We start from the raw sequence: 16770 nt of genomic DNA on the forward strand, positions 1-16770 counted from the left end.
ACTCGACTGCCACGCCGGCCCAGCCGGCGCGTCGCTTTCGCGACATCACTGTGACCGATTCGCTACCTTTGGTCAAGCGCTATGCAGTGCGCTTCAACACAGACAAGTGTCGGCAACGCGCAATTTCAGCAAACCGCAACCCGTCGTCAGCGACTGACGGCGGCGTCAGAAAAGTGGTTTCCTGGCGCTGCTATGGCAAGCCCCTACCTCGTCCGGTGATGCACACAGCAGAACGCCCATGCGCTGTGCAGCGCATGGGCGTCGGGGCGATGACCGCGGGTCAGCCGGTGTAGCGGGCGAGAATGCGCTCCCGGCGGCGAGGGTCGATGTTCACGCGCGTGATGTCGCCGTCGTAGTGCTCCAGCACGCGACGATCCATCACCTTCCGCCACAGTGGCGGGATGTAGGCCAACGTGATCATCGACGCGTAGCCGCTGGGCAGGCTCGGCGCCTCGGCGAAGCTGCGGAGGGTTTGGTAGCGCCGGGCGGGGTTGGCGTGATGGTCGCTGTGCCGCTGCAGGTGGTACAGGAACAGATTCGTCACGATGTGGTCGGAATTCCAGCTGTGCTCGGGCCGGCACCGCTCGTAGCGGCCGCTGGGCAGCCGCTTGCGGAGCAGGCCGTAGTGCTCCAGGTAGTTCACCGTCTCCAGCAGGGTGAAGCCGTAGACCGCCTGGATGACGACGAACGGAACGAGCTCGACGCCGAACACCGCGATCAGCGTTCCCCACAGCACCGCCGACATCGCCCAGGCGTTGAGGACGTCGTTGTCCCACCGGAACGGACTCTTGTTGCGGCGCCTGAACTTTCGTGCCTCCAGCTGCCATGCCGAGCGCAGGCTGCCCCAGACGCTGCGCGGCAGGAACTCCCAGAACGTTTCGCCGAACCGGGCGCTGGCCGGGTCCTCCGGCGTGGCGACCCGGGCGTGGTGGCCGCGGTTGTGCTCGACGTAGAAGTGGCCATAGCAGGTCTGCGCCAGCGTGATCTTCGACAGCCAGCGCTCGAGTCTTACTACCTTGTGTCCGAGTTCGTGAGCGGTGTTGATGCCCACCCCGCCCAGCACGCCCACCGAGAGCGCCAGCCCGATCTTCGCCGGCCAGCCCAGCCCGCCGTCGAATCCCAGCCAGCCGAGGTCGTCGGCGGTGAACAGATAGGCCGCCAGGAGGACCGCCGCGTACTGGCACGGGATGTAGGCGTAGGTGCAGTAGCGGTAGTAGCGGTCGCGCTCCAGCCGCTCCATCGCCTCCTCGGGCGGGTTCTGCCCGTCCGGCCCGAATCGCAGGTCGAGGACGGGGAGCAACACGTACACCAGCAGTGGGCCCACCCAGAAGGGCACCTGCGCGGCGGCGTGCCAGCCGGCCCGGTTGAGCGCCCACACCACCGGGAGCATCACGAACAGCGCCGTCGGGGCGATGAGCCCCAGCAACCAGAGCCGGCGTTTCCGGTCCTGCCACCGGCAGACGGCCGTGGGGTCGCTCGTCGTCGTCATGCGCTTGACTTTAAGCGTCACAGTGTCGGATGTCTAGACATCCGACGGCATTTTGTAAACGGCGAGTCAGTGCACCTCGGCGGCCTCCCGGTGCGCGAGCGCCGAATGCCGGCGGCCGTAGACCAGGTACACGATCAACCCGAGCGCCATCCAGCCGCCGAACCGGATCCAGGTGAGCCCGGTGAGGTTCAGCATCAGCCAGCAGCACGCGACGATCGACAGGATGGGCAGCACGGGCACCAGCGGCGCGCGGAAGCCGCGCTCGAGATCCGGCCGGCTGCGCCGCAGCACGATCACGCCCGCCGAGACCAGCACGAACGCGAACAGCGTGCCGATGTTCACCATTTCCTCGAGCCGCTTGATCGGGAACACCGAGGCCGCGACCGCCACCACCACGCCCACGATGACCGTGATCCGCACCGGGGTGCCGCGGCTGCCGGTCTGCGCCAGCGACCGGGGCAGCAGCCCGTCGCGCGACATCGCGAAGAGCACCCGGGTCTGGCCCAGCACCAGCACGATCACCACCGTGGTCAGGCCGGCCAGCGCGCCGATCGAGATGATCTTCGCGGCCCAGTCGACGCCGACCGCGGAGAATGCCGTCGCCAGGTTGGCATCGCCGCCGGCCTCCCGCAGCTGCGTGTAGCTCACCATGCCGGAGAGCACCAGCGCGACCGCGACGTAGAGCACGGTGACGATGGCCAGGGACGCCAGGATGCCGCGGGGCACGTCGCGTTGCGGGTTCTTCACCTCCTCGGCGGTGGTGGCGACGATGTCGAAGCCGATGAACGCGAAGAACACGATCGACGCGCCGGCCAGCAGGCCGTACCAGCCGTAGTTGCTCCCCACGGCGCCGGTGAGCAACGAGAACAGCGATTGCTCGGCGCCGCTCCCGCCCGCGTCGGCCGGCTCGGCCGGCGGGATGAACGGGCGGTAGTTGTCGACGTCGATGTAAAAGGCGCCGACGACCACCACCAGCAGCACCACGGCCACCTTGACGACGGTGATGGCCAGGCTGAAATTCGCCGACAATTTGGTGCCCATCGCCAGCAGCACCGTGACCGCAGCGATGATGAGCAGGGCGCCCCAGTCGAGCGACAGTCGGCCGACCTGCAGCACGCCGCCGCCGAACTCGAAGACGGTGCCGAGGTAACTCGACCAGCCCTTGGCCACCACGGCGGCGGCCACCGCGAACTCCAAGATCAGGTCCCACCCGATGACCCAGGCCACGAATTCGCCGAACGTCGCATAGCTGAAGGTGTAGGCGCTGCCCGCCACCGGCACGGTCGAGGCGAACTCGGCGTAGCACAGCGCGGCGAGCCCGCAGGTCACGGCGGCCAGCACGAATGACAGCGAGATGGCCGGGCCGGTGATGTTGCCGGCGGTGGACGCGGTGATGGTGAAGATGCCGGCACCGATCACCACCGAGACGCCGAACACCGTGAGGTCCCACCAGCTGAGATCCTTCCGGAGGCGGGTGCCCGGTTCGTCGGTGTCCGCGATGGACTGTTCGACCGATTTCGTCCGCCCACCGGTGATTCGCATGGCCGAAAATGTACCGACTACAGTGCGTCCGATGGGGTGGAGTACCGATCATGCCGTGGTCATCGGGGGCAGCATCGCCGGCATGTGCGCGGCACGCGTGCTGTCCGATGTCTACGACCGGGTGACGGTCTTCGAACGCGACGAACTGCCCGAGCAGCCGGCGAACCGCACCGCGGTGCCGCAGGGCCGCCACGTGCACCTGTTGATGGCACGCGGGGCGGCGGAGTTCGACGCGCTGTTCCCCGGCCTGCTCGACGAGATGGTCGCCGCCGGCGTGCCCATGCTGGAGAACCGGCCGGACTGCATCCACTTCGGCGCGGCCGGACATGTGCTCGGCACCCAGCACACGCTGCGAGAGGAGTTCACCGCCTACGTGCCGAGCCGGCCGCATCTGGAGTGGCAGATCCGCCGTCGCGCGCTGGCCATCCCGAACGTCGAGCTGGTGCGCCGCGGGGTCAGCGAACCGGCCTACGACCCCACCGCCCGGCGGGTGACCGGCGTGGTCCTCGATGCCGGGGGCGAGCGCAGCGACGGGGAATGCGTCGGGGGCGAGCGCAGCGACGGGGAATGTGTCGGGGGCGAGCGCAGCGACGGGGAATGCGACGCGGGCGAGCGCAGCGACGGGGAATGTGTCGCGAGCACCGTGGCCGCCGACCTCGTCGTCGACGCGACGGGCCGCGGCACCCGGCTGCCGGTCTGGCTGGAGACCTGGGGGTACGGCCGCCCGCGCGAAGACACCGTCGACGTCGGCATCACCTACGCGACGCACCGCGTGCACATCCCCGAGGGGCTGCTGCGGGAGAAGGTGGTGGTCGCCGGCGCGTCGCGCGAACAGCCGATCGGCCTCGGGGCGCTGTATTACGAGGACGGCAACTGGAACGTCACCACGTTCGGCACCGGCAAGGCCGAGCCGCCGCGCACCTTCGACGAGATCTGCGCGCTGGCCGACGAGATCCTGCCCGCCCACTTCGCGCACGCGATGCGCCAGGGGACGCCGCTGGGCGAGATGGCGTTCCACAAGTACCCGATGAGCCGCTGGCGTCGGTACGACAAGATGGCCGAGTTCCCCGAGGGCATCATCCCGTTCGGCGACGCGGTGGTGAGCTTCAACCCGACCTACGGCCAGGGCATGACGATGACGTCGCTGCAGGCCGGCAACCTGCGCACCGCGCTCGCCGCCGGGCCCGCGGGGCTGCCGCGCCGGCTGGCGAAGGCCACCGCGAAGACGACGTTCCCGGTCTGGATGATGAACGCGATCGGCGACCACGCGCTGCACAACGCGTCGGGTCCGGCGCCGCGCTGGTACGGCCCGGTCGGTGGACTGTTCGACCAGTTCCTCGGCGCCGCCGAGACCGATCCGGTGCTGGCGGAATGGTTCCTGCGCCGCTTCAGCCTGCTCGACAGCCTCTACATGGTGCCCTCACCCAAGGTGCTGGGCCGCACCATCCGGCACAACATGGGCGCGCTGATCGCCGAGAAGCGCGCCGCCCGCCGACGCAGGCAACCGGTGGCCGCCGGGCGCTGACCGGCCGTCAGTGCTCGGCGCGCCGCAACGGCAGCGCGTGCACCACCGCGAGCACCAGCGCCCCGACGACCAGACCGATCACCGCCGACGCCGCGGTGTTCACCAGCCACGAAAGCACCGCGCCGACACCGGCGACCGCGGAGTGGACCGCCTCCTGGGCATGGTGCACCAGTTCGTAGGGCGGATGCAGGCCGAGCTCGTTGCTGCCGACCAGCAGGATGTGGCCGCCCACCCACAGCATCGCGACGGTGCCGATCACCGACAGCGCGGCCAAGAGCTTCGGCATCCCCACCACGAGGCCGCGGCCGAACCGCTGCGAGAACCGCGAATCCCGTTGCGCCAGCGCCAGTCCGACGTCGTCCATCTTGACGATCGCCCCGACGACGCCGTAGACCGCGGCGGTGATCACCACCGCGACGACCACCAGGATCAGCAGCCGCGGCACGAAACGCTCGGCCGCCACCTCGTTCAGCGCGATCACCATGATCTCGGCGGACAGGATGAAGTCGGTGCGGATCGCGCTGCTGGCCATCTGGTCCTCGGCGTCGCGGCCGGTGCCGGTGACCGTTGCCGCATGGGCGTCGTGGCCGCCCGTTCCGAGGATGCGGGCCAGGACCTTCTCCGCGCCCTCGAAGCACAGATAGGTGGCGCCGAGCATGAGGATCGGGGTGAGCAGCCGCGGCGCGAATTGGCTCAGCAGCAGCGCGGCCGGGAGGATGAACAGCAGCTTGTTGCGCAGCGAGCCGACCGCGATGCGCTTGATGATCGGCAGCTCGCGCTCGGCGGCGATGCCGCTGACGTACTGCGGGGTCACCGCCGTGTCGTCGACCACCACGCCCGCGGCCTTGGCGGTGGCGCGGCCGGTCGCGGCGCCGATGTCGTCGACCGATGCCGCCGCGAGCCGCGCCAGCGCCGCGACGTCGTCGAGCAAACCGAACAGACCGGCGCTCACATGCCCTCCCCTGTCGTCAGCGGATCAGATACCGACGGTCGCCCGGAACAGCCGGGCGGGCCGGTCGGCGACCATCCGGATCGGGCCGTCGTCGGCCGCCACCCAGGCCGCTTCGCCCCGCCGCAGCGTCAGCGAATCCGTCTTGGCGTGGACGTGCACCGAGCCGGCCAGGCACAGCAGGATCTGCGGCCCGTCGTGGCGCACGGCCGCGTCCACCTCGTGACCCAGGAGCTCGCCGTCGAGGTGGACGCACGACGCGGCGAACTCCGCCGCCGGCGTGGTGTAGAACGACTCCGCGCCGTCGCGCACGGTCTGCGGCCGCAGCGACGCCGGCGTGGCCGGCTGGAAGTCGAGGACCCGCAGCAGCTCCGGCACGTCGACGTGCTTGGGGGTCAGCCCGCCCCGTAACACGTTGTCGGAGTTGGCCATCACCTCCACACCGATGCCTTCGAGGTAGGCGTGCAGATTGCCGGCGGGCAGGTAGATGCCCTCCCCCGGCGCCAGGGTGAGCCGGTTGAGCAGCATCGCGGCCAGCACCCCCGCGTCGCCCGGATACCGCTCGCCCAGCTCGAGCACCGTGCGGACCTCGGCGCCGAATCGTGTTGCGCCCGAACGCAGGTAGGCGATCGCCCCGTCGATCACCGCCGGGATCAGCTCGTCGAGGCCGGGCTGCGGCATCGTGATCCAGGTGGTGAACAGCGCGCGCAGGCCGTCGGCCGGCGACGAACCCGCCAACAGCGCCACGTACGGGTCCAGCCGCGGCACCGCCAGCGCAGTCAGCAGCGCGACGGTGTCGGCCGGGTCGCGGAACCCGGCGAGCGCTTCGAACCGCCCCAGCGCCACGATGAGCTCGGGCTTGTGGCTGGCGTCCTTGTAGTTGCGCGTCGGCGAGTTGATCGGGATGCCTTGGGCCTCTTCGCGACGGAAGCCCTCGGCGGCCTGGGCGGCGCTGGGGTGGGCCTGCAGCGACAGCGGCTCGTCGGCGGCGAGCACCTTGAGCAGGAACGGCAGCCGGTCCCCGAAGCGGCGCCGGGTGGCCGGACCGAGCTGGCCGTCGGGATCGGCGTTCACCGCGTCGATCAGGCTCAGCTCGCCGGACTCGGTCTCCAGGTACGCCGGGTCTTGCGGGTGCGCCCCGAACCACAGCTCCGCCTCGGGATGGGGCGTCGGTGTCTGACGCCCGGTGAAGTCGGCGATCGCCGTGCGCGATCCCCAGGCGTAGGTGCGCACCGCGCCGCGCAGCCGGTTCACACCGGGCTCCGCAGCAGCCGCAGGTACACCGCCGCCATCTCCAGCCGCACCGCCAGCACGGCCGGCTCGTGGTCTCCGCGGACGACGGTGTCGGCCTCGTCGACGTCGAGGAAGTCGACGTCCGGCACGGCGGCCAACCGGGCGGCGACCACCGCCCGCTCGTCGCGGGCCGCCAACGCCAGCACGCGGGTGCGGCCCGGCCGCGGCCCGTCGAGCTCGTCGTCGTGGAAGATGTCGGTCACCGCGCGGGCCGTGGCGAGCATGCCGTCGCGCGAGGCCGTCACCACGTCGGGCAGCTCCGCCGCCGGCACCGCGGCCCCGGCGATGCGCAGCAGCGTCGCGCTGCCGTGCCGGGCGACCGCGAGTAGCGCCGCACTGTCGGCGGTGAGCACCGCCGGGTCGCCGGACAGCCGCTGCGCCAGCGCCTTGGCGGGGTTGGTGAACATCTCCGCCGCCGGGGCGTTGCGCAGCGCCTCGGCGTCCAGGGCGTCGGCCAGCGCCGCGACGTCGACACCGCCGACCGGGTCGACCGCGGCGAGCGTCACCAGCCCGACGGCCAGGTAGCGGCTCAGGTTGAACGCATCGGGCAGCCACAGCCGGGGCGCGAGCACCGCCGCCCGGCCCGCGGTCGCGTCGCGCAGCGGTCCCTCGAACGGCGCGGCGACCACCACCCGGGCGCCGCGGCGCACCGCACCGGAGGCGGCGGCCACCAACGCCGGGTCGCCGGGATCGTCACCGGCGACGACGACGACGTCGAGCGGACCGACCCACGGCGGCACGCCACTCGCGGGCGCGATCGGGGCCACGCTCGTCGCACCCCAGCCGGCCGCGAGCAACGCCCCGGCGGTTCCGGCGGTGCCCCGCCCGGAGATCCACACGACGCTGCGCGGGCGGGAGTCGCGCAGCGCGTCGAGCCCACCCTCGGCGGCGGTCGCGGCGACGGCGCGCACGCTGGCCCCGGCCGTGGCGACCGCCCGCAGCAGCCCGTCGCGATCGGCGGCGGCCAGCCCCTCGGCGTCGTCGAGGTCGGGTGCGGAGCTCGGTGCGCTCACGGCGCCGCCCGGTCCAGGGCGGCCGCCGCCTCGACCTGCGCGCCGATGGCGTCGACGAGCGCCGCGACGTCGGCCGCGGTGCGGGCTTCGACGTTGAGCCGCAGCAGCGGTTCGGTGTTGGAGGTCCGCAGGTTGAACCAGGTGCCGCCACCGAGGTCGACCGTCACCCCGTCGAGGTGGTCGACGTCGGCGACCCGGCTGCCGAAGTGGGCGAGCACGGCGTCGACACAGGCCGGCGCGTCGGCGACCCGGAAGTTGATCTCCCCGGAGGCGTGGTAGCGCTGGTAGTCGGCCATGAGCTCCGACAGCGGCCGCTGCTGCTCGCCGAGCGCCGCGAGCACGTGCAACGCGGCGAGCATGCCGGAGTCGGCGCCCCAGAAGTCCCGGAAGTAGTAGTGCGCGGAGTGCTCACCGCCGAAGATGGCGCCGGTCTGCGCCATGAGCGCCTTGATGTAGGAGTGCCCGACGCGCGAGCGCACCGGCGCGCCGCCCCGCTCGGCGACCAGCTCGGGCACCACCCGCGAGGTGATCAGGTTGTGGATGACGGTGGCGCCGGGTTCGCGGGCCAGCTCGCGGGCGGCGACGAGCGCGGTGACCGCCGACGGTGACACGGCGTTGCCCTGCTCGTCGATGACGAAGCAGCGGTCGGCGTCCCCGTCGAAGGCCAGGCCGATGTCGGCGTTGACGGCACCGACGAATCGTTGCAGGTCCACCAGGTTGGCCGGCTCCAGCGGATTGGCCTCGTGGTGGGGAAACGAACCGTCGAGCTCGAAGTACAGCGGTTCGAGCGTGATGCCCGGCAGCGGGCCGAACACGGCCGGGGCGGTGTGGCCGGCCATGCCGTTACCGGCGTCGACCGCCACCGTCAGCGGCCGGCTCACGGTGAGGTCGACCAGCGACCGCAGAAAGGCGCCGTAGTCCTCGAGCACGTCGACGTCGGTGATCGTGCCGGGCGCGCCGGCGAACGCGGGGACACCGGCGACGACGTCGGCGGCGACGGTGCGCAGGCCGGTGTCGGCGCCGACGGGCTTCGCGCCGGCGCGGCACAGCTTGATGCCGTTGTACGCCGCGGGGTTGTGGCTCGCGGTGAACATCGCGCCGGGGCAGTCGAGGTGCCCGGATGCGAAGTACAGCTGGTCGGTCGAGGCGAGCCCGATGCGGACCACGTCGAGGCCCTGGCTCCTCACCCCGTCGGCGAATGCCGCCGCCAGCGCGGGCGAGCTGGGCCGCATGTCGTAGCCGACGGCGACGCGGCGCGGCGCCGCCTGCTCGTCTCGGACCAGCCGCGCGAAGGCACCGCCGACGGCGGCGACGAAGGCCTCGTCGATCTCCTCCCCCACCAGCCCACGGACGTCGTAGGCCTTGATGACGCGGTCGACCTGCGCGGCGGAGAAGGACATGGGCGAGCAACACTCCTGACGGGCGGACGGCGAGCTTGCGCCCAGCGTAGCGGGCGGTCCACGGCCGCACCCGACCTCTGGCCCGGTGAGCCGATCCGCCGGCCTCCGCCCGAAATTGGCACCGGCGCCGGCAAACCCACCGCCGGTGCCGGCGAGCGGATCTGCGATGCTGTGCGGCGGCGGAGATCCCACCGCTCCGGTCGCGCATCGGCCGGCTCAGACGACGCGACGGACGAGGGTGACGATGACGGATTCCCCCTACGAGACCGGCGAGTACCTGGCGCACAACCCGGACTGGCACGCCGCCGACGCACCCTTCAAGGCGCAGTGGATCGCCGACATCCTGCAGCGCAACTCCGTGCCCACCGACCACATCGTCGAGGTGGGCACCGGATCCGGCGAGATCCTGGTGCACCTCGCGGACCGCTTCCCGAACGCGCGGCTCACCGGATACGACATCTCACCGCAGGCCTATGCCATCGCGGCGCCCAAGGCCACCGACCGGCTGCGGTTCCACCACGCCGACTACCTTGCCGTCGACGCCGAGCCGCCGGACGTGCTGCTGGCCATCGACGTGTTCGAGCACATCGACGACTACATGTCCTTCCTGCGGGCGCTGCGGCCGCGGGCGCCGCGCCACCTGTTCCACATCCCGCTCGACCTCTCGGTGCAGGGCCTGCTGCGCGGCCGCTCGATCATGGGCGCGCGCAAGAGCATCGGCCACCTGCACTACTTCTACAAGGACACCGCGCTGGCGACGCTCGCCGACTGCGGCTACCACGTCGTCGACTGGAACTACACCCACGGCGCCGAGCTGCTGCCGAACCGCGCGCTGCGGACGAAGGTCACCAGCGTCGGCCGGCGAGCGCTGCGCGCCGTCAACGAAGACTTCGCCATCCGCCTGCTGGGCGGCGCGTCGATGATGGTGCTGACCGACTGACGGCCGTCAGTCCTGCGGCGGATCCGGCAGCACGCGCAAGTGACCGCGACGACGCCCCGGACTCTGCCGACCCAGCGGCGCCGGCTGCGGCGCGGCCCCGGCCGGCATGACGGGCGCGGTGCCGTAGGTGCCCGGCGCCGGGTCCGAGAAGCCGGCGACGATTCGCCCGCCGCCGGCGGTACCGTTGCCCTCGCGGACCGCGTTGGCGAGCGCGATCAGGTCGTCCTCGTCGGGGTTCTCCGGCAGCGGGCCGGCGTGGCGCACCAGTTCCCAGCCGCGCGGCGCGGTGATCCGCCCGGCGTGGCCGACGCACAGGTCCCACGAGTGCGGCTCGCGCACGGTGGCCAGCGGCCCGATCACCGCCGTGGAATCGGAGTACACGAACGTCAGCGTCGCCACGGCATAGTGCGGGCACCCGGGCCGACAGCAGCGACGGGGAACATTCACGTCGGTGAGGCTATCGCGGCGCAGCGCGGCTTCGGGGCGGGACACGCAGCGCCGCTGGGGCCGGTGCGCAAACCGTTACGATCGGCCGGTGAGTGATCGGCGCCGGGGTGGGCGGCCGGCGGGCCGGCGCCGCGGCCGCGGGATGCGGGGGCCGCTGCTGCCGTCGACCCTGCCGGGCTGGCGCAGCCGCGCGGAGCGGTTCGACATGGCGGTGCTGGAGGCCTACGAACCGATCGAGCGGCGGTGGCAGGACCGGGTGGCCTCGCTCGACATCGCGGTCGACGAGATCCCGCGGATCTCCCCCAAAGACCCGGAGTCGGTGCAGTGGCCGCCGGAGGTGGTGGCCGACGGGCCGATCGCGCTGGCCCGCTTGATCCCGGCGGGCGTGGACGTGCGGGGGAATGCGACCCGGGCGCGAATTGTGTTGTTCCGCAGGCCGATCGAGCGTCGGGCGAAGGACGCCGACGAGCTCGCGGACCTGCTGCACGAGCTGTTGGTGGCGGAGGTGGCGCAGTATCTGGGCGTCGAGCCGTCCGTCATCGACCCGACGATGGGCGACGACTGACGCCGGTGGCCGGTGGCGGCGCGGGCGTCAGATGATGCCGCGCTTGAGGCGCCGGCGCTCCCGCTCCGAGAGCCCGCCCCAGATGCCGAAGCGCTCGTCGTTGGCCAGTGCGTACTCCAGGCAGGCGTCCTTCACCTCGCAGCCCGAGCAGATGCGCTTGGCCTCGCGGGTGGAGCCGCCCTTCTCCGGGAAGAACGCCTCGGGATCGGTCTGCGCGCACAGCGCGCGCTCCTGCCACAGGTCGTCCCACTCTTCCCCGACGGGCTCGATCACCGGATCCGTCCGGTCGGAGACCAGGCTGAGATGCGGACGCCGCATGGCGTCCACAGCAGCCGGGCTCGCCGGAATCTGCGGTGTGAGGTCCATCGAGTGCGAGAAACTCTCGAAAGTCACGTTTTCGCCCTCCTCGATTCGTTGATTTCCCTGATGTCGTCGACGCGGAACACTATGAAGATGTGATCGTCGGCCACTTCGAACAAGTGATCGAATCTCGGTCTGCGACACCGGAACCGGCTGGCGAACCGGGAAATGACACTGATGTGATTAGACACGGCTGATCTTGTCCGGTCAAGCGCCAAAACCAGAATTATTACCATTGACCACCGACAATTCGGCGCGTCGTGATTCTCGGCGTGTCTTTCGCTCCGCCGCCCGGGGCGCGTGCCGGCACCGTCGCGACGGTTAGGGTCGAGCGCTGTGAAGGTCACCGTTCTGGTCGGCGGCGTCGGTGGCGCCCGGTTCCTGCTCGGCGTGCAGCACGCGCTCGGCCTGGGCCGGTTCGGCGGCTCCGCCGACTCCCATGAGCTGACGGCCGTCGTCAACGTCGGCGACGACGCCTGGATGCACGGCGTGCGGATCTGCCCGGACCTCGACACCTGCATGTACACCCTCGGCGGCGTCGTCGACCCGGACCGCGGCTGGGGGCACCGCGACGAGACCTGGAACGCGAAGGAGGAACTCGCCGCCTACGGCGTGCAGCCCGACTGGTTCGGCCTCGGTGACCGCGACCTGGCGACCCACCTGGTGCGCTCCCAGATGTTGCGCGCCGGCTATCCGCTGTCGGCGGTCACCGAGGCGCTGTGCCACCGCTGGTCCCCCGGCGCCCGGCTGCTGCCCGTCAGCGACGACCGCTGCGAAACCCACGTCGTCGTCACCGACCCGGAGGCCGACGACCCGGACGCCCGGCGCGCCATCCACTTCCAGGAATGGTGGGTGCGCTACCGGGCGCAGCTCCCGACACACAGCTTCGCGTTCGTCGGTGCCGAAAAGGCCACTGCCGCACCGGGCGTCGTCGAGGCGATCACCGGCGCCGACGTCGTGTTCCTGGCGCCGTCCAACCCGGTGGTGTCCATCGGCGCCGTGCTGGCCATCCCGGGGATCCGCGCCGCGCTGCGCACCACCGCCGCGCCCGTCATCGGCTACTCCCCGATCGTCGCGGGAAAACCGTTGCGCGGCATGGCCGACGAGTGTCTGCGCGTCATCGGGGTGGCACCGACCTCGGAGGCGGTCGGCGCGCACTACGGCGCCCGGTCGCGCACCGGCGTCCTCGACGGCTGGCTGGTGCACACCGGCGACGCCGCCGAGATCGACGGCGTGGCCGTGCGATCCGTGCCGCTGCTGATGACCGATCCGCCGACCACCGCTGCGATGGTGCGGCACGGACTCGACCTCGCAGCGGAGCTGCGGTGACCCGCGACCACGGCACGGCCGGCGCCGTGGAGCTGTTGCCGGTGACCGGGCTCCCCGAGTTCGGGCCGGGTGACGACCTCGCCGCAGCGCTCGCGACGGCCGCACCCTGGCTCGCCGACGGCGACGTGGTGGTCGTCACCAGCAAGGTGCTCTCCAAGACCGAGGGCCGCATCGTCGCCGCACCCGCCGATCCCGAGGAGCGAGATACGTTGCGGCGCAAGCTGATCGACACCGAGGCCGTGCGGGTGCTGGCGCGCAAGGGCCGCACGCTGATCACCGAGAACGCGCTCGGCCTGATCCAGGCCGCGGCCGGCGTCGACGGCTCCAACGTCTCTTCGACCGAGTTGGCGCTGCTGCCGCTGGACCCCGACGCCAGCGCGGCCGCCCTGCGCGACCGGCTGCGCGAGCTGCTGGGGGTCACCGTCGGCGTGGTCGTCACCGACACCATGGGACGCGCGTGGCGCACCGGGCAGATCGACGCCGCGATCGGCGCGGCGGGGGTGCCCGTGCTGTTCGGGTACGCCGGGCAGCACGACCGGTTCGGCAACGAGCTCGTCGTCACCGAGGTGGCCGTGGCCGACGAGATCGCCGCGGCGGCCGATCTGGTCAAGGGCAAGCTCACCGGCGTGCCGGTCGCGGTGGTGCGCGGGCTCGACCTGCCCGACGACGGTTCCACCGCCCGGCAGCTGCTGCGGCCCGGCGAAGAGGACCTGTTCTGGCTCGGCACCGCGGAGGCCATTGCGCTGGGCCGCCGCCAGGCGCAGCTGCTGCGGCGCTCGGTGCGGCGGTTCACCGCCGACCCGGTGCCGCCGGAGCTCGTCGAAGCCGCGGTCGCCGAGGCGCTCACCGCGCCGGCGCCGCACCACACCCGGCCGGTGCGGTTCGTGTGGGTGCGCTCCGCCGACCGGCGGCGCCGGCTGCTCGACACGCTGGCCGCCCGCTGGCGCGCCGACCTCACCGCCGACGGACTGCCGCCCGAGGCCGTCGACCGCCGCGTCGCCAGAGGCCGGCTCCTCTACGACGCACCGGAACTGGTGATCCCGTGCCTGGTGCCCGACGGCGCGCACCACTACCCCGATGCGCGCCGCACCGCGGCCGAGCACACGATGTTCACCGTCGCGGCCGGCGCCGCCGTGCAGGGGCTGCTGGTGGCGCTGGCGGTGCGCGGCGTGGGCAGCTGCTGGGTAGGGTCGACGATCTTCGCGCCCGCCGACACCCGCGACGTGCTCGAGCTGCCGGCCGACTGGGAGCCGCTGGGCGCCGTCGCGGTCGGCTACCCCGAGACGCCGCCCGAGCCCCGCGAGCCGGCCGGCGTCGAACCCCTGCTGGTGCAGCGGTGAGCCTGCACGACTCCACCGTCGCGGTGCTGCGCGACTGGGCGCCGCCCGACGCCGCGGCCGACGCGCTGCGCCACGCGGTGCTGGCGTTCGTGCTGGCCCGCCCCGACGCCTGCCGGCGCGACTGCGAGCCCGGCCACGTGACGGCGTCGGCCGCGGTGCTCGACGCGGCCGGCGAGCGCGTGGTGCTGACGCTGCACCCGCGGATCGGGCGCTGGGTGCAGCTCGGCGGCCACTGCGAGGACACCGATCCCGACATCGCCGCGGCGGCGCTGCGCGAGGCCACCGAGGAGTCCGGCATCGCGCGCCTGACGCTCCACCCGGCGCCTGTCGGGCTCCACGTGCACCCGATCACCTGCTCGCTGGGCGTGCCGACCCGTCACCTCGACATCCAGTTCCTGGCGGTCGCGCCGCCGGGCGCCGAACCCGTGCTCAGCGACGAGTCGCTGGACCTGCGGTGGTGGCCCGTCGACGCGCTGCCGCCGGAGTCCGACGCCGCGCTGCGGGCGCTGGTCGCCCGCGCCGCCGCCCGCCGCTGACCCCACTTCCGCCGAACGTGGATTACCCGTCGCCGACAGGCCGCGAAAGCCGACGGGTAATCAACGTTCGCGGGGGTGTCAGACGTCGGTCGAGAAGCGCAGGCCGCCGTCGGGCAGTGTGACGCCCGGCCACACCCGGGCGCCGCGCAGCAGCTCGCAGCGGGCGCCGATGTTGGCCCCGTCGCCGATCACGCCGTCACGGATGAGGGCCCGCGGGCCGATGCGGGCGCCGAATCCGACGATCGAGCGTTCGATCACCGAGCCGGCCTCGATTTTGACCCCGTCGAAGATGACCGCCCCGTCGAGCCGGGCGCCCGGCCCGATCTCCGCGCCGCGCCCGACGACCGTGCCGCCGATGAGCAGCGCGCCGGGCGCCACCGCGGCGCCGTCGTGCATGAGGAACTCGCCGCGGTGCCCGCCGAGCGCGGGTGAGGGCGCGATGCCCCGGACCAGGTCGGCGGAACCGCGCACGAAGTCCTCCGGCGTGCCCATGTCGCGCCAGTAGGTCGCGTCGACGTAGCCGTACACCCGCAGCCCGTCGCTGAGCAGCTGCGGGAACACCTCGCGCTCGACGGAGACGGGCCGGTCGCGCGGGATCGCGTCGATCACCGAGCGGCTGAACACGTAGCAGCCGGCGTTGATCTGGTCGGTCGGCGGATCCTGCGTTTTCTCCAGAAAGGCGGTGACCCGGCCGTCGGCGTCGGTGGGCACGCAGCCGAACGCCCGCGGATCGCCGACCCGCACGAGGTGCAGGGTGACGTCGGCGGCGTTGGCGGTGTGGGTGTCCAGCAGCGCGCCGAGGTCGGCGCCCGACAGCACGTCGCCGTTGAACACCAGCGCGGTGTCGTGGCGCAGCTTGTGGCGCACGTTCGCGATGCCGCCGCCGGTGCCCAGCGGTTCGGTCTCGGTGACGTAGTCGATCTGCAGGCCCAGCTTGGAGCCGTCGCCGAACTCGGCCTCGAAGACCTCGGCCTTGTAGGAGGTGCCCATGACGACGTGCTCGATGCCCGCCGCCGCGATGCGCGACAGCAGGTGGGTCAGGAACGGCAGGCCGGCGGTGGGCAGCATCGGCTTGGGCGCCGACAGCGTGAGCGGCCGCAGCCGGGTGCCCTTGCCGCCGACCAGCACCACGGCGTCCACCTTCGCCGGATCAGCCATGTCATCCTCCTTGCGCGCGCTGCCGTCGCGCTTGCCGGACCACCAGCGCGGCGCGCGCCCGCAACGCAGCCCGAATCGTTCCCCGCAGCGGAGCCTGCCACACTCCGGGGTGCCGGTCCGCCAGATAGGTGTAGGTGCTGCGATGGTGTGCCGCCAGGTTGGTGGCCGGGTCGCGCCCGGTGGCGTGGCCCTTGTCGTGCAGCACTTCCGCGCTCGGCACGTAGACGTTCTGCCAGCCGGCGCGGCCGAGCCGGTCGCCGAGGTCGACGTCCTCCATGTACATGAAGTAGCGCTCGTCGAACCCGCCGACCTCGTCGAAGGCCTTGCGCCGCAGCAACAGGCAGCTGCCCGAGAGCCAGCCGACGGGACGTTCGCTGGGTTCCTGGCGCTCCTGGCGGTAGGCCACGGTCCACGGGTTCGACTTCCACAGCGGCCCGACGACGGCGTGCATCCCGCCGCGCACCAGGCTGGGCAGGTGGCGGGCCGACGGATACACCGATCCGTCGGGGTCGCGGATCAGCGGCCCCAGCGCGCCGGCGCGCGGCCAGCGCAGGGCGGCGTCCAGCAGCGCGTCGATGCTGCCCGGGCCCCACTGCACGTCCGGGTTGGCGACGACGACGAACTCGTCGGCGGGCGTGTGGGCGACACCGCGGTTGGCGGCGCTGCCGTAGCCCAGGTTGCCGCCGGTGCGCAGCAGCTCGACGTTCGGATAGCGCTGCACCGCCGCCTCCACGCTGCCGTCGACCGAGCCGTTGTCGGCCAGCACCACCGACACCTCGCGGGTGGTGGCGTGCCCGAGCGACGCCAGGAACCGGTCGAGGTGCGGCCCCGGTGAGTACGTCACCGTCACGACGGCCAGCCGGCCGGGCAGCGCGTCGTCGGTC

General features: G+C 72.3%; 16 protein-coding genes. 6 read left to right on the top strand and 10 right to left on the bottom strand.

Annotation, left to right across the window (positions count from 1 at the left end; genetic code table 11):
- Nucleotides 1–280: 280 nt before the first annotated feature.
- A complete protein-coding gene (locus LV457_RS04835) occupies nucleotides 281–1489 on the bottom strand; it encodes an alkane 1-monooxygenase (RefSeq protein ID WP_232169409.1) in 1209 nt (402 codons plus the stop codon).
- A gap of 66 nt (nucleotides 1490–1555) precedes the next feature.
- Nucleotides 1556–3031, bottom strand: coding sequence for an amino acid permease (locus tag LV457_RS04840; RefSeq protein ID WP_232169411.1), 1476 nt, complete (start codon nucleotides 3029–3031; stop codon nucleotides 1556–1558).
- Nucleotides 3032–3062: 31 nt separating this feature from the next.
- On the opposite strand from LV457_RS04840, the gene LV457_RS04845 reads away from it, so the two are divergent.
- Complete coding sequence (locus LV457_RS04845) at nucleotides 3063–4556, top strand: NAD(P)/FAD-dependent oxidoreductase (protein WP_232169412.1); 1494 nt, start codon at nucleotides 3063–3065, stop codon at nucleotides 4554–4556.
- A gap of 7 nt (nucleotides 4557–4563) precedes the next feature.
- Here LV457_RS04845 and LV457_RS04850 read toward each other — a convergent pair whose 3' ends face one another.
- Genes LV457_RS04850 through LV457_RS04865 form a run of 4 tightly spaced genes read right to left on the bottom strand, consistent with a single transcriptional unit; the run spans nucleotide 4564 to nucleotide 9211 of the window.
- On the bottom strand, nucleotides 4564–5508 hold the full coding sequence (locus LV457_RS04850) for a DUF808 domain-containing protein (protein WP_232169413.1): 945 nt from the start codon (nucleotides 5506–5508) through the stop codon (nucleotides 4564–4566).
- Nucleotides 5509–5532: 24 nt separating this feature from the next.
- On the bottom strand, nucleotides 5533–6759 hold the full coding sequence (manA, locus tag LV457_RS04855) for a mannose-6-phosphate isomerase, class I (RefSeq protein ID WP_232169414.1): 1227 nt from the start codon (nucleotides 6757–6759) through the stop codon (nucleotides 5533–5535).
- Nucleotides 6756–7811 carry a TobH protein gene (locus LV457_RS04860; protein WP_232169415.1) on the bottom strand — a complete coding sequence of 352 codons (1056 nt, stop codon included), beginning with the start codon at nucleotides 7809–7811 and terminating at the stop codon, nucleotides 6756–6758. Before LV457_RS04860 ends, manA begins: the two co-directional genes overlap by 4 nt.
- Nucleotides 7808–9211 carry a phosphomannomutase/phosphoglucomutase gene (locus LV457_RS04865; RefSeq protein WP_232169416.1) on the bottom strand — a complete coding sequence of 468 codons (1404 nt, stop codon included), beginning with the start codon at nucleotides 9209–9211 and terminating at the stop codon, nucleotides 7808–7810. Before LV457_RS04865 ends, LV457_RS04860 begins: the two co-directional genes overlap by 4 nt.
- A 244-nt stretch (nucleotides 9212–9455) precedes the next feature.
- On the opposite strand from LV457_RS04865, the gene LV457_RS04870 reads away from it, so the two are divergent.
- The gene (locus tag LV457_RS04870; protein WP_232169417.1) at nucleotides 9456–10151 is read left to right on the top strand and encodes a cyclopropane-fatty-acyl-phospholipid synthase family protein; all 696 of its coding nucleotides are present in this window, start codon (nucleotides 9456–9458) and stop codon (nucleotides 10149–10151) included.
- Nucleotides 10152–10157: 6 nt separating this feature from the next.
- On the opposite strand, the gene LV457_RS04875 is transcribed toward LV457_RS04870, so the two are convergent.
- Nucleotides 10158–10598 carry a DUF3499 domain-containing protein gene (locus tag LV457_RS04875; RefSeq protein ID WP_232169418.1) on the bottom strand — a complete coding sequence of 147 codons (441 nt, stop codon included), beginning with the start codon at nucleotides 10596–10598 and terminating at the stop codon, nucleotides 10158–10160.
- Nucleotides 10599–10740: 142 nt separating this feature from the next.
- On the opposite strand from LV457_RS04875, the gene LV457_RS04880 reads away from it, so the two are divergent.
- Complete coding sequence (locus LV457_RS04880; protein WP_232169959.1) at nucleotides 10741–11163, top strand: metallopeptidase family protein; 423 nt, start codon at nucleotides 10741–10743, stop codon at nucleotides 11161–11163.
- A 27-nt stretch (nucleotides 11164–11190) separates the two neighbouring features.
- On the opposite strand, the gene LV457_RS04885 is transcribed toward LV457_RS04880, so the two are convergent.
- A complete protein-coding gene (locus tag LV457_RS04885) occupies nucleotides 11191–11529 on the bottom strand; it encodes a WhiB family transcriptional regulator (RefSeq protein WP_308192171.1) in 339 nt (112 codons plus the stop codon).
- 330 nt (nucleotides 11530–11859) lie between these two features.
- Between LV457_RS04885 and cofD the strand changes: the two genes are divergently transcribed.
- From cofD to LV457_RS04900, 3 genes are read left to right on the top strand one after another with little or no spacing between them, the layout of a single operon-like run.
- Nucleotides 11860–12852, top strand: a complete 993-nt coding sequence (gene cofD / locus LV457_RS04890) for a 2-phospho-L-lactate transferase (RefSeq protein WP_232169419.1) — start codon at nucleotides 11860–11862, stop codon at nucleotides 12850–12852.
- A complete protein-coding gene (locus tag LV457_RS04895; protein WP_232169420.1) occupies nucleotides 12849–14192 on the top strand; it encodes a coenzyme F420-0:L-glutamate ligase in 1344 nt (447 codons plus the stop codon). The genes cofD and LV457_RS04895 overlap by 4 nt, the downstream gene beginning before the upstream one ends.
- On the top strand, nucleotides 14189–14728 hold the full coding sequence (locus LV457_RS04900; RefSeq protein ID WP_232169422.1) for an NUDIX hydrolase: 540 nt from the start codon (nucleotides 14189–14191) through the stop codon (nucleotides 14726–14728). The genes LV457_RS04895 and LV457_RS04900 overlap by 4 nt, the downstream gene beginning before the upstream one ends.
- Nucleotides 14729–14806: 78 nt before the next feature.
- Here LV457_RS04900 and LV457_RS04905 read toward each other — a convergent pair whose 3' ends face one another.
- Both LV457_RS04905 and LV457_RS04910 read right to left on the bottom strand, forming a co-directional pair.
- Nucleotides 14807–15886: a sugar phosphate nucleotidyltransferase gene (locus LV457_RS04905; RefSeq protein ID WP_232169424.1), complete on the bottom strand. Its 1080-nt coding sequence runs from the start codon at nucleotides 15884–15886 to the stop codon at nucleotides 14807–14809.
- A 1-nt stretch (nucleotide 15887) separates the two neighbouring features.
- Nucleotides 15888–16745 (bottom strand): glycosyltransferase family 2 protein, encoded by an 858-nt coding sequence (locus LV457_RS04910; protein ID WP_232169961.1) that lies wholly within the window; start codon nucleotides 16743–16745, stop codon nucleotides 15888–15890.
- Nucleotides 16746–16770: the final 25 nt, after the last annotated feature.

Origin of the sequence: Mycobacterium sp. MYCO198283 (assembly GCF_021213805.1) — a bacterium.
GTDB lineage: Bacteria > Actinomycetota > Actinomycetes > Mycobacteriales > Mycobacteriaceae > Mycobacterium.